Below are 13208 nucleotides of genomic sequence, written 5' to 3'. Positions count from 1 at the left end.
GTGTCTGCCAGGTCTTGAGAAAGCCAAGCATAACGGTTCAGAAAATCGTAAATAGAGCTGAAATGCTCTTGGGGTGGTTTCTCACGATTCAGCTCTGCTATGGCTTTTGGCCCAGGCACTTCTAAAAATCCTTTCATCAAGCGTACAAAATACTTGAAAGCGGGACGTGTGAAATTTCCGGAAAACTGATTCAAAAATTCGGGTATAATTTCCATTGGGCGTTCTCCAATAGTTTAGTCACTTTACAGAGTACGCCCTCTTCTTTGGAATTTCAAAATCTCCGAAACTACAGGTTATACTGAGCTGACTGCCATCCTACCCAACAAGGCTCAAGGGCAATCCAAGCAAATGCAATACAGGACAGAGAGCACAACATGATCACCGGCGAACTCAAGAACAAAATCGACAAAATCTGGGAAACCTTCTGGACAGGCGGCATTACCAACCCACTGACTGTCATTGAGCAGTTCACTTACCTGCTCTTCATCAAAGGGCTCGATGATCGCCAGTTGCAGCTTGAGCGCAATGCCGCCATCACCGGCCTGACCCCGGAACGTATTTTTCCTGAATCCAGTCAGCAATTGCGCTGGTCGAACTTCAAGCACAAGGGCGCGGATGAAATGTTTGGCCTGTTTACCGACCCGCTCAACGGTGTGTTTGCCTTTATCAAAAACCTGCACGACGACAAAAACTCTGGCTTTTCCAAATACATGAGCGATGCCCTGTTTCTGATTCCCACCCCGGCCATGCTCGAAAAGGTCGTCACAGCCATTGATGCGCTCGATCTCTCAGGCAAAGACGCCAAAGGCGATCTCTACGAATACCTGCTCTCCAAGGTCGCTACCGCTGGCACCAACGGCCAGTTCCGCACCCCGCGCCACATTATCGCGATGATGGTTGAGCTGATGCAGCCCACCTTGCAGGATGTGATTGTCGATCCGGCTGCTGGCACGTCGGGCTTTCTGGTGGCGGCCTGTGAATATCTGCGACACCACGAAACCCATTCCAAAGACCTGCACAAAGCCGATAGCAAAGCCCATTTTAACAGTGGGATGTTCCACGGCTTTGACATGGACCGCACCATGTTGCGCATCGGGGCCATGAACATGATGCTGCACGGGGTCGAGAACCCCGCGATTGAATACCGCGATTCGCTCTCGGATCAAAATACCGACCGTGAAAAATACACCTTGATTCTGGCGAATCCGCCCTTCAAAGGCTCGCTGGATTACGAATCCGTCAGTGCCGATTTGCTCAAGGTCACCAAAACCAAAAAGACCGAATTGCTGTTTCTGGCGCTGATGCTGCGGATGCTGAAGAAGGGCGGCCGATGTGCTGCAATTGTCCCCGATGGCGTGCTCTTCGGCTCTTCGGGTGCCCATGTGGCGATCCGCAAAGAGATTGTCGAGAACCACCATCTCAAAGCGATTATTTCAATGCCTTCGGGGGTGTTTAAGCCCTATGCCGGAGTCAGCACAGGCATCATGATCTTCGACAAAACCGGAACGGGTGGCACTGATCAGGTCTGGTTCTACGACATGACCGCTGATGGCTACTCACTCGATGACAAACGGCAGGAAATCGGCGACAACGATATCCCTGATATTGTGGCCCGTTTTGCGAATCTTGAGCAAGAAAAAGGGCGGGCGCGCACTGAGAAGTCTTTTCTGGTGCCCAAGGCTGAGATCGTGGAAAAGGGCTATGACCTCTCGATCAACCGCTACAAAGAGCTGGTGTATGAGAGCGTGAGTTATGAAAGCCCGGCGGTGATTCTGGGCAAAGTGGCGGAATTGGAAAGCGAGATTCAGCAGGGGATTGAGGCGCTTCGGGGGATGTTGGTGTAATATTTATGCCCATATATCGCGCGATTCCCAGTTCTGTGGAAAACCCATTCGGTCAAGATAGTTTGGGGATTGTTTCACTAAGTCTTTGAGTTTTGCCTTCCAATGGTGTTGCGGCGAAACGCAGTCCATCAAATGGATCAAAAGTAAGAGTGAATTATAGATTTTGCGCGAGGAATTGAATTCATTGACGAGTATTTTGGGATAGGATTCTGGTTTTGCTGGTATTACTGTAAAACGACGATTCCATAAGCGGCCATGATGAGCTGAAATATTTCTAATGACTGTAAGATGGTGCAGCCATGATTCAAGCACAGATTCATGGACTTTAAATGTTTTCGCGATTTTTTTTCTAACTGGATTCGGTTTTAGATTCTGAAACCACCGAGAGAGTGAACCCAAAGACATGATCTCACAAATAGCCCAAATGGGCGGTAATTCTTCTTCATAAGTTTCACTAAAATGTTTTATAAAAGCCTCTCGATCTTTTGCGCGATCGACTTCTATTTTTAGCCGCTCAATATCACTTTGCCAAAGGTCACGTCTTTTTGCATAAATTGGGTCGATATGGGCATGTGCGCCCCCATAAACACTTAATTGATATGCCCATTGAGAACGTACTGATACCTCAATTCGTTCAAGTGCATCAAGCATCAACAACCGCAATTCACGATCAAAGATATACAGTTTGACAATGTCTTCAAACTGCGTGTTCTGTTTAAAATGATGGTTGACTGAATCCTCCTCAAAGAGCATCCAATAGGCTCTTAACCTGTAATAATTTAGGTGAGAAAGATAAAATAGGGCTTCTTTGCGGTCAGATATTATCAAGCCACGCTTTTCAAGCAGTACTATTTGTTCATCAAGGGTGAGTGATGGCTTTGTAAATTGTTTCATTTCGGCCTTAAAACAGTAACCCGCCACTTTGAGGAGTGCTTGCGCACCTAGCCTTGGCGGGTCTTATTACATTCATCATAACAATAAAACAGATGGAATCCAAGGGCATGAAAAACACTATGAAGTACATCATCATATTTAAATATAGTGGGAAAGGTTCGTGGCAAGGCATCAGAGCTGAAAAACGAGATTCAGTAGGGGATTGAGGCGCTGAAGGGGAGATTGATAAATTAATCAAATTGACTTAATTAATCAATTTGATTAATATGTTTTTATGAAATGCCCAAAATGTGGTTCTCAAAACATATCAGTTCAGACAATAGATGAAACCCTGAGCTATGCAGGGCAATCACTGACCTTGCACGGGATGGAATTGATGCAGTGCCAACAATGTGAGGAAGGTGTCTGGTCTGCGGAGAGTTATCGCCGTTACACCGAAGCCCAGACGGCTTTGATTCGTTCTGTGAAAGGCAATGTCAGTGAAGAGATCCGTCGTATTCGTAAAAAACTCAAACTGACTCAGACTGAACTTGCAGCTAAATTTGGCGTTGGCAAAGTCGCTTTCTCACGCTATGAACGGGGTGAAACGAACCCACCAGCGCCTGTTGTCAAGTTGCTTAAACTCGTCGAGAAACACCCGGAATTATTGGCTGAGATTTAGGAGTAGTATAATCAATTGAGAGGATCAAGCCCATGATGCAAGACAAACAATTACTTGATGAATTTCATGCTTTGCCTTCTGACAAGCAGGCAGAAGTGATTGATTTTATTCAGCGGCTCAAAGCCAAGCAAACAAACACTGTGATTCAGACTGACGCTTCTGATCCCATCTTTATGTTTGGAAAAAATCCCGTCTCAGACGATCTGACTGATGCTTCTGAAAACCATGATGTTTATCTTTATCATTCATGAGTGTCCTCTTTCTTGACACTGGGTATATGATTGCTCTGGAAATTGCAAGCGATCAAAACCATCAGACGGCTCTGAATCATTGGAAAAATCTTGTTTCTGGCCAACCCACACTGGTGACCACTTCTTATGTGTTTGATGAAATTGTGACTTTTTTTAATAGTCGTGGTTTTCATTCAAAGGCAGTAGAAATCGGAAATAATTTGTTAAGCAGCCCCTCTATCAACCTGATTCAAGTCGAAGAACCTTTGTTTCAAAAAGCCTGGCTCTATTTTCAAAAACATCACGACAAAGGCTATTCTTTGACCGACTGTCTGTCTTTTTTGGTGATGGAAGATCTGAACATAGAGACCGCATTGAGCTTTGATAAACATTTTTCCCAAGCGGGATTTCAAAAATTACCTTAACTCTAGAATTGACGAAGTACTAAACAAAGATGATACCCAAAGCCTTGCTCAAACAGAAACTGCATGAATGGGGCGAGTTGTTTGCCCAGAGAGAAGAAGCACCATGACACACACTATGGAACAATTGACGATTCCTGACCTGGAGGAAACGGCTTCCTTCGACTCCGCTCAGGAAGCGGCAGTGGCTGGAAAGCTTCGGTGGCCGATAGTGAATTTGGGGGATGTTTGTACATTCACTGGGGGTGGAACACCTGATCGCTCAAATCCAGATTTTTGGGATGGCTCAATTCCCTGGGTTTCGGTCAAAGATTTTAAGACATTTAAAATTGATTCTGCTCAAGAATCAATTACTGAATTAGGTCTAAAAAATTCTGCTTCAAATTTGATTAAGGCTGGGACGATTATCATTCCAACCCGTATGGCATTAGGTAAGGTAGCCGTCTGTTCTGTTGATGTCGCAATAAATCAGGATTTAAAAGCAGTTTTGATAAAAGATGAATCGCTTCTATCGAGAGATTTTCTTGTCTATTCGCTATTTTCCCGAGCCAATTACATTGAATCAAGGGGAAAAGGTGCAACAGTGCAGGGGGTAACTCTTGATGTTCTAAGGTCCCTCGAAATCCCCCTCCCCCCGCTGCCCGAACAGCAGCGCATCGTGGCCCGCCTCGACCAGGCCCAGCGGCTCATCGACCAGCGCAAAGAACAGCTCACGCTGATGGACGCGCTGGTGCAGTCGCTGTTTTATGAGATGTTTGGTGACCCGGTGAAAAATGAGAAGGGGTGGGAGGTGAAGTCTGTTAGTTCTGTCTGTAGCTCTATCATGGGGGGTGGTACTCCATCAAAGAGCAATCCAGACTATTACACCGGCTTGATTCCCTGGGTAACACCCAAAGATATGAAAGTTATATGGATAAATAACAGTATTGATAAAATAACCGAAAATGCTATTTCTTCAAGTTCAGCAAAATTGATAAAAACAGGCTCTGTTTTAATGGTTATACGAAGTGGTATTCTAAAAAATAAACTTCCTGTTGCGATCAATACTGTTCCTGTTACTCTTAATCAAGATATGAAAGCTTTTGTGCCCAAAAAAGACCTTTTAAAAGCGGAGTTTTTACTTTATATTTTTAACTTCTTTCAACCGGTTCTGTTAGGTAAAGTTCGTGCTGTTACTGCTGACAACATCGAGTTTTCTCAAATCAAAGATCTTCTAATCCCAATTCCCCCCCTCCCCCTCCAGCAAGCCTTCGCCGACCGGGTGCAGCAGATCGAAGCCCTCAAGCAGCAGATGCAGGCCAGTCTGCGCGAGCTGGAGCAGAATTTTCAGGCCTTGATGCAGGAAGCCTTTGGGTAAAAACCGTATGATACAATTGTAGAAAATCCGTTCAAAGAGGCCACTATGTTTGCCCTGCGACAAATTGTTGAAGACCCAGGTGATTTTATCCCTGTTCCGCCTGAAGTGAAACATAAGCGAACAGAAGTCATTTTTTTGCTTGTCGATCAGCCGTCTATATCTGAAGAAAAGCTTTCGCTGGCATCATTGGCAGGAAGCTGGTCGGGCTCATTAGAGCGTGAACCACAAGGAGAGTACGAACAGCGATTGGAACTGGAGTAATGTGGCTATTAGACACCAATATCTGGATTCAATATCTGTCACCGCAAGCAAACCCACTTCACCAAAAGATTGCCCATCTTGATCCAAAGCAGCTAAGACTTTGTGATATTGTCAAAGCAGAACTCCTCTATGGTGCTTATAAAAGTGAGCGTGTTCAACAAAATCTCGAAAAATTAGAGCAACTTTTTAAGTTGGTTGACTCGTTTCCCTTTGATGGAGAGGCAGCCCGTCACTTTGGAGATATTCGTGCCCATCTCGCCAAACAGGCAACACCCATAGGGCCTTATGATTTGCAAATCGCAGCCATTGCGCGAGCCAATCAGATGATTTTGGTCACCCACAATACCCGTGAGTTCTCAAGAGTTCCAGGTTTGCAAATTGAAGATTGGCTCGAAGAACCATAATTCATGGAACCGACCAGCAGTCTATGACCGCCAGCATGCGCGAGCTGGAGCAGAACTTCAATGCGCTGATGCAAGAGGCCTTTGGCTAGGTTTATTTATAGGCTGGGGTTCAGCTATAATCAGTATATTGAACAAAGTAAAATCAGGAGATTCCTCTATGAGCCTGGCAGAAGAAATCGCGGAACTCTCCACCGAGATGCAGCAGGAAGTGGCTGATTTTATGGGCTATTTGCGCCAGAAAAAAGTGCGTCAAGAAAGAACGGGTGCAGTGGAACGCAGTTTGAAGGCAGCAGAAGGTTTCCATGGCCTGGGGGCAGAAATCTGGCAGGATACAGATCCTGATCAATACGTCGCTGATTTAAGAGCTGATTGGTGAGTAAAGTCTTTTGGGATACCAATCTGTTTATCGTTTGGATGGATTTTTGAAAGCGTATGCTGATGAGGGCCGATCTCCAGCAAACCTTCACTGACCGTGTCTAGCAGATCAAATCCCTCAAGCAATTCATGACGGCCAGCCTGCGCGAGTTGGAGCAGCATTTTCAGGCTTTGATGCAGGACGCGTTTGGAGGATGAAGAAAACGAGCCCAGCTCTTGGGGTATAATCATAAAAGAGGTGAAAAAAATGTTTCAAGACAACAATTTAATCAACGATTTTCACTCTTTGTCACCAGATAAACAGGCCGAAGTGATTGATTTTATTCAGCGGCTGAAACAAAGACAAAATGCTCCCAATCGGAAGTGGAAAGAAATTGCCGGTAGTGTTGTCTCTCCCCTCATGGGAGAAGATGCCCAAAATTGGGTTTCCCGCCAACGCCAGGAAGCAGACAGACCTATCCCACATACATCATGAACATAAAAGCGAAATTGGCCTCAATTCAAAAAGTGTTTTTGGATACAGCGCCGATTATCTATTATGTGGAACAAAATACAACCTATTTTTCACGCGCAAATCCCATTTTTGAGGCCATCGATCAAGGTCTCTTATCTGCAGTTACCTCTCCGATCACTTTGGCTGAATGTTTGATCTTTCCCATTCGATTGAATCAATTACCTTTCATTGAGACTTTTCGATCATTGATTATTCATGCCGAGAATACACAGTTTGTTGAGATCAACGAAATCATCGGGCATCAGGCGGCAGAGTTGCGTGTGCAATACAATTTGACACTAACCGACGCTCTGCAAATTGCCACAGCACAGCATGTAGACTGCGATGCCTTTTTGACCAATGATATTCAGTTAAAAAGAGTTCAAAGTATTGAAGTTTTGTGCCTGCAAGACTTTGAGTATGAATGATAAACCTTCTCAAGCAGTCCCTGACCGCCAGTCTGCGCGAGTTGGAACAGAATTTCAATGCATTAATGCAGGTGGCGTTTGGATAGGGTGTTAGGCAAGTGTTCATGGAGATTTTAGCCGGTCAGGGGCATACTGGTTAAAATAGCCAATACGCCCCGAGGTCTGTATATGTCACGTGATTTTTATCCCCAAGGCGGCCCAAAACAGCCCCGCCAATCCCAATACAATCCAGAAAAACACAATCGCCAATCGATCCGGTTAAAGGAATATGATTACACCCGTCCGGGGTCGTATTTTATTACCATTTGCACCCAGAACCGCAAACGATTATTTGGTGACATTATGAATGGTGTCATGTTATTGAATCCATTGGGTCAAAGGGTTCACCAATATTGGGGGGAAATTCCCAACCATTTCCCACATGCAACATTGGATGAATATGTGGTGATGCCAAACCATGTTCATGGAATCATCGCCATTGATGCCGGGGATGGCGGAAATCGTGTGACGTATGCAACCGTAGGGGCGAATAATTATTCGCCCCTACCCCCACAACCACGCGGCACATCAAATACAATTGGTTCCATCGTACGGGGATTTAAAATCGGTGTCACAAAATGGGCCCACCAAAACACCGATATTCAGACCGTTTGGCAACGCAATTATTACGACCATATCATCCGCGACGAACGGGCATTGCATCGAATCAGACAATACATCAAAAACAACCCAATGAAATGGGAATCCGATGATTTGTTCTAATGTTTGCCATTTGAAATTCTGTTACACCCCATAACAGAAATCACGCATCTGAAAAATCCGCTAAAATAGAGAAAATGAATAGGAACCAGAGCTGGGCTGAGCATGAGCAATTTTGAATTTCTGCGGGAGAAACCTCTCTTTTGTGATTTTGCTGAAGCGTGCATCGACGCTGAAAACTCAATGTCGGTTTCGTATGCCACCTCGGCTATGCAGACCCGGCGGGCGCTGGAACTGGCCGTCAAATGGGTCTATGCCTACGACAGTGATCTGAACGTGCCCTATCAGGACAATCTCTCGGCCCTGATCCACGACCACACCTTCAAATCGATTCTCGACAGCCAGCTCTTTCCCTTGCTCAAGTTCATTGTCACCCTCGGCAACAAGGCTGCCCATACGGCCCGCGCGCTTTCGCGCGAACAGGCCACCGAAGCCCTGCACTGCCTGTATGTCTTTATCGCCTGGATCGACTACTCTTATTCAGATGAGATCCACGAAGCGCCCTTTGATCCCGCCCTGCTGCCGGATAAAGAACTGTCCGAAAGCCGCACCGTCAAAATGCAGCAGGAACTTGAACGGATGCAGGCCGAGTTAGAGGCCAAGGACAAAGCCCTCAAAGAACTGCTCAAAGCCCAGGAAACCCGCGAAGAATTTAGCAAAAAACGTGAAGAAAATACCCAGGCCCGTGACTTTAAACCGGACGACATCAGCGAGTTCAAGACCCGCAAAATCTATATCGACCTGATGCTCGAAATGACCGGCTGGGCCCTCGGCTCCAATTGGCTCGAAGAGGTCGAAGTCACAGGAATGCCAAGCCCTTCAGGGATCGGCTATGTGGACTATGTGCTCTATGGCGAAAACGGCCTGCCCGTGGCCGTGGTCGAAGCAAAAAAAACCAGTGTAGATCCCAAAAAAGGCAAAATTCAGGCCAGGATTTATGCCGATTGCCTGGAACAAATGCACGGGGTGCGTCCGTTTATCTTTTATACCAATGGCTTCAGCACCTATTTCTGGGACGATGCCAATTACCCCGCCCGTCAGGTCTCTGGCTTTTTTACCCCGGCTGAATGTGCCTGGTTCCGTCAGCGGCAGGCCCAGAAGCAGCCCCTGAACACAGCGGTCATCAATAACAGCATCGCCAATCGCCACTACCAGAAAACCGCCATTCAGGCCGTCTGTGAGACCCTCAGTCAGGGCCACCGCCGCGCCCTGCTGGTGATGGCCACTGGCACCGGAAAAACCCGAACCGCGATCTCGCTGGTGGATGTATTGACTCGCCAGAACTGGATCAAGAACGTGCTCTTTTTGGCGGATCGGCGCGAACTGGTCAAACAGGCCAAGAAGAACTTTGCCGCCCTGCTGCCCAGCCTCTCGATCTGCAATCTGCTCGATTCCAAAGACAGCCCCGACAGCCGCATGGTCTTCTCGACTTACCCGACCATGATGAATGCCATCGACAAAACCAAATCCAAAGATGGCTCTGTCCTGTTTACGCCCGGCCACTTTGACCTGATTATCATCGACGAAGCCCACCGCTCAATCTACAAAAAATACCAGGACATCTTCACCTATTTCGATGGCTTTCTGGTGGGCCTGACGGCCACGCCCAAAACCGATATCGACCACAATACCTATGCCCTGTTTGAACTCGAAAACAATGTGCCGACCTATGCCTATGAGCTGGTGGATGCCGTTGAAGAAGGCTTTCTGGTGTCTTACACCTCCCACGAAACCAAAATGAAATTTCTGGAGCAGGGCATTGTCTATGACGAGCTGTCTGAACAAGAAAAAGAAGAATGGGAAGACACCTTTGATGAGGGCTGCGACACCATCGACAGCAGCGCCCTGAACGCCTATTTGTTTAATTCCAATACCATCGACACGGTGTTGCAAGACCTGATGAACGACGGCATCAAAGTGCAGGGTGGGGATCGCATTGGCAAAACCATAATTTTTGCTGCCAACACCAAACACGCTGATGCGATTCTGGAACGCTTCAATCTACTCTACCCCAGCAGTTCTGGCAAAACCGCCGAGTGCATCTACAACGGCATCAAATACGTCGATTCGGTGCTCGATGACTTCGCCAGCAAAGACAAATTCCCCCAGATTGCGATTTCGGTAGACATGCTCGATACCGGCATCGACATTCCTGAATTGGTCAATCTGGTCTTTTTTAAAAAAGTACGCTCCAAAGCCAAATTCTGGCAGATGATCGGACGAGGCACCCGTCTTTGCCCCGATCTTTTTGGCATCGGCGACGATAAACAAGCATTCCGCATCTTTGACTATTGCGGCAACTTTGAATATTTCCGCACCGAAAAAAATCTCTCCGAAGGCCGGGCCATCAAATCCCTGACCGAACAGCTCTTTGGCGTGCGCGCCTGTATTGCGCAGGCTTTGCAGCATCTCAAATACCAGAGCACGGAATATCAAGCCTTCCGCACAGCCTTGATCACGTCCCTGTATACCGAAGTCTGCGCCATCAATGAGAATCACTTCGCCAGCCGCCTGCGGATCGAATACCTGCACCGCTATAACCAGCAATCAGCCTGGGACAACATCACCGATACGATGATCGCAGAGCTGGAAAAACATATTGCCCCACTGGTCCAGCCTTCCGAAGAACAGGAACTGGCCAAACGCTTTGACTACCTGATGTACAGCATCATGCTGGAAACCCTGCAAGGCGCGCCCAAACCGCAACAGCGGCAAAGACTGGTCGAAACAGGCGAAGCCCTGGCCGCCAAAGGCCATCTTGAAAAGGTCAAACGTCAGGCCCCTATCATCACCCGGATTCAAGAGCCGGTTTATTGGGTCGAAGCTGATCTCTTTGAACATGAATCCGTGCGCGTGGCTCTGCGGGATTTGCTCGATCTGATCGAACGCTCGAGTCAGGAAATCTACTATACCCACTTCCTAGATACCAAGCTGGAAGTGCGCGAGAATGAAGCCTTCTATGGAGGCTATGATTTCCGATCCTACCGGGCCAAGGTCAATGCCTATCTCAAGGCGCATACCGATGACCTGCCGATCCATAAACTGCGCCACAACAAAGAATTGACCCCACAAGATCTCAGCTATCTCGAAAAAGTACTCTGGCAGGAACTGGGCACCAAAGAAGAGTATGAAAAAGAATTCAAAGACGAGCCCTTGCTCAAACTGGTCGCTCGCCTTGTCGGACTGGATCGTTCTGCCGCCCTGGAACTCTTCAGCGAATTCCTATCTGACAACTCGCTGAATACGCAACAAATCGCCTTCGTGAATCTGGTGGTCGATCATGTCATGGTCAATGGCTCACTCGAAAAGCAGAAGCTGAATGACTCGCCCTTCAACGATCACGGCGATCTGGCTTCCCTTTTTGATGGCAAAATCGGAGTCATTCAAAGCATGGTAAAGAAGATCGACCAACTCAATGCGCGCCTGCAAATGGGTTAAATGGATGCCACCCATGGCCAACCACCACTATCAACCAGACGCCGCTTCACCGCGCAGGTTAAGGGCGGAACGTTCCTCGACCCGGAGTTGGCAAGGAATCCCCGCTCAGCAGACTTCGCTGCCGAGCAGTGAAGATACTCTCCTCCCAAAGGCTTTTGAACTTGAATCACGAACCTATTGACTTATTCGCTATTCGCGAATAGCATATAAACATGATTCTGAAACCTCAAGATGTTCTCGTCCTTCTAAAGCTCAGTGTCCTCAAGGACCAAGCCTGGTCCTATGCAGGGCTTGCAAAGGCATTGAAAATGAGCGTAGCAGAGGTTCATGACGGTCTGAAGCGCGCCACGGCGGCCCGCCTCTTCAATCCCGAAACTAAACGCCCCGTTCGAAGGGCTCTCGAAGAATTTCTGATTCATGGCGTCAAATATGCCTACCCACCTGAAAAAGGAGGGCCTACCAGAGGGATCCCTACAGCCTATGCGGCAAATCCTCTGAAGGGCTGGATTTTCCAGGGTGATGATTTACCTCCCGTTTGGCCATCTCCTGACGGTGAGACAAGCGGATACGCATTCTCCCCTCTGTTCAAGTCTGTCCCAGCGGCTGTGCAGGGTGATGAAAAGCTGTATGAACTGTTAGTGTTGGTCGATGCCATCAGGGATGGACGGGCAAGAGAGCGTGATTATGCGGCTGAACAACTTCGGCATCGGCTCAGAGAATGAGAGAGCCCATGCGATCGAATATCTCTATGCTCATCGATGTCGCAACCCACCTCGAATGGTTGCTCGACCAAATCGTGTTTGTTGGCGGCGCGACGACGGAACTGATGGTGACAGACAAGGTGAAACAAGATATTCGTCCGACTAAGGATGTAGATATCATTGTTGAAGTTGCATCGAAAATCGCTTACGGCGAGATAGAGCGTGAAATTAGAGCGCATGGCTTCTCGCCTCGGGCAGAAGAGGGAGATCCGATATGCCGCTGGCTCATAGGAGAGACTGTCGTCGATCTGATGCCTGTGAAGCCTGAAGTATTGGGATTCTCCAATCGATGGTATCCGGCTGCGGTAGAGAACTGGTTTCAGGTTGCGCTTACAGACAATCTCACGATTCGGGTCGTTTCACCACCCTACTTCCTTGCAACCAAGACCGAAGCCTTTCTGAGTAGAGGTCAAGGGGATTTTCTTGTCAGCCATGATATCGAAGACGTCATTATGGTTCTGAATGGTCGGGCTGAATTGGTAGAAGAAGTCAGGGCATCCTCTGGCGAGCTGAAAATGTATCTCGCAGAACAATTCACAAAGTTTGTAAATGAAGTGGATTTTTCTGATGCTATCCAATGGAGCCTGCCAGGAGATGTAGCCAGTCAGGCTCGTCATCCACTTATCATCAAAAGAATTCAAGAAATTATCAATCTTGCAGATGACTGAAACTAGAAACGAAATGGCCAACAGACAAAATCGTACGGGCTTCGCCGCACATTTTAATCCTACATTGAGCAGCCCTCAATTAAACATTGTTTTGGCTGTCCAGGAATCTCAAATAATACTCGGTTGGTGTCTTTGAGTAGATAGAAATCCACCGCTGCTTGATACCAAGTGGAATACCGTAGGTGTCACTTACCAACATTTCTTGAACAATTT

16 protein-coding genes are annotated in these 13208 nt (G+C 47.3%); 14 read left to right on the top strand and 2 right to left on the bottom strand.

Going from position 1 to position 13208, the window contains the following annotated elements:
* The coding region (locus COW20_06370; protein PIW49309.1) for a hypothetical protein at window positions 1-215 on the bottom strand (215 nt) is incomplete at its 3' end.
* Window positions 216-374: 159 nt separating this feature from the next.
* Between COW20_06370 and COW20_06365 the strand changes: the two genes are divergently transcribed.
* Window positions 375-1844: a DNA methyltransferase gene (locus COW20_06365; protein ID PIW49308.1), complete on the top strand. Its 1470-nt coding sequence runs from the start codon at window positions 375-377 to the stop codon at window positions 1842-1844.
* 3 nt (window positions 1845-1847) lie between these two features.
* On the opposite strand, the gene COW20_06360 is transcribed toward COW20_06365, so the two are convergent.
* Complete coding sequence (locus COW20_06360; GenBank protein PIW49307.1) at window positions 1848-2765, bottom strand: DNA-binding protein; 918 nt, start codon at window positions 2763-2765, stop codon at window positions 1848-1850.
* Window positions 2766-3012: 247 nt separating this feature from the next.
* On the opposite strand from COW20_06360, the gene COW20_06355 reads away from it, so the two are divergent.
* The 13 genes from COW20_06355 (at window position 3013) to COW20_06295 (ending at window position 12995) form a co-directional block, all read left to right on the top strand.
* The gene (locus COW20_06355; GenBank protein PIW49306.1) at window positions 3013-3399 is read left to right on the top strand and encodes an XRE family transcriptional regulator; all 387 of its coding nucleotides are present in this window, start codon (window positions 3013-3015) and stop codon (window positions 3397-3399) included.
* Between the two features lie 32 nt (window positions 3400-3431).
* Entirely contained in the window at window positions 3432-3650 is a 219-nt protein-coding gene (locus tag COW20_06350) for a hypothetical protein (GenBank protein ID PIW49305.1), read from the top strand.
* Window positions 3647-4054: a nucleic acid-binding protein gene (locus tag COW20_06345; protein PIW49304.1), complete on the top strand. Its 408-nt coding sequence runs from the start codon at window positions 3647-3649 to the stop codon at window positions 4052-4054. The genes COW20_06350 and COW20_06345 overlap by 4 nt, the downstream gene beginning before the upstream one ends.
* A gap of 115 nt (window positions 4055-4169) precedes the next feature.
* The gene (locus COW20_06340) at window positions 4170-5408 is read left to right on the top strand and encodes a restriction endonuclease subunit S (protein ID PIW49303.1); all 1239 of its coding nucleotides are present in this window, start codon (window positions 4170-4172) and stop codon (window positions 5406-5408) included.
* 45 nt (window positions 5409-5453) lie between these two features.
* Window positions 5454-5669, top strand: a complete 216-nt coding sequence (locus COW20_06335) for a hypothetical protein (protein ID PIW49302.1) — start codon at window positions 5454-5456, stop codon at window positions 5667-5669.
* Entirely contained in the window at window positions 5669-6073 is a 405-nt protein-coding gene (locus COW20_06330; GenBank protein PIW49301.1) for a VapC toxin family PIN domain ribonuclease, read from the top strand. The genes COW20_06335 and COW20_06330 overlap by 1 nt, the downstream gene beginning before the upstream one ends.
* A 157-nt stretch (window positions 6074-6230) precedes the next feature.
* Complete coding sequence (locus COW20_06325; protein PIW49300.1) at window positions 6231-6449, top strand: hypothetical protein; 219 nt, start codon at window positions 6231-6233, stop codon at window positions 6447-6449.
* Window positions 6450-6635: 186 nt separating this feature from the next.
* Complete coding sequence (locus COW20_06320; protein PIW49299.1) at window positions 6636-6923, top strand: hypothetical protein; 288 nt, start codon at window positions 6636-6638, stop codon at window positions 6921-6923.
* Window positions 6920-7369 carry a VapC toxin family PIN domain ribonuclease gene (locus COW20_06315; protein PIW49298.1) on the top strand — a complete coding sequence of 150 codons (450 nt, stop codon included), beginning with the start codon at window positions 6920-6922 and terminating at the stop codon, window positions 7367-7369. Before COW20_06320 ends, COW20_06315 begins: the two co-directional genes overlap by 4 nt.
* 168 nt (window positions 7370-7537) lie before the next feature.
* A complete protein-coding gene (locus COW20_06310) occupies window positions 7538-8131 on the top strand; it encodes a hypothetical protein (protein ID PIW49297.1) in 594 nt (197 codons plus the stop codon).
* A 102-nt stretch (window positions 8132-8233) separates the two neighbouring features.
* Window positions 8234-11566: a DEAD/DEAH box helicase gene (locus tag COW20_06305; protein PIW49296.1), complete on the top strand. Its 3333-nt coding sequence runs from the start codon at window positions 8234-8236 to the stop codon at window positions 11564-11566.
* Window positions 11567-11778: 212 nt separating this feature from the next.
* Window positions 11779-12288, top strand: coding sequence for a hypothetical protein (locus COW20_06300; GenBank protein ID PIW49295.1), 510 nt, complete (start codon window positions 11779-11781; stop codon window positions 12286-12288).
* Window positions 12285-12995 (top strand): hypothetical protein, encoded by a 711-nt coding sequence (locus COW20_06295; protein ID PIW49294.1) that lies wholly within the window; start codon window positions 12285-12287, stop codon window positions 12993-12995. Before COW20_06300 ends, COW20_06295 begins: the two co-directional genes overlap by 4 nt.
* The last annotated feature ends 213 nt before the right edge of the window (window positions 12996-13208 follow it).

The organism is bacterium (Candidatus Blackallbacteria) CG13_big_fil_rev_8_21_14_2_50_49_14, from assembly GCA_002783405.1.
Taxonomy (GTDB): Bacteria; Cyanobacteriota; Sericytochromatia; order UBA7694; family UBA7694.
Note: the sequence above shows the minus strand (reverse complement) of the source record. Positions and strands in the feature narration are given on the sequence as shown.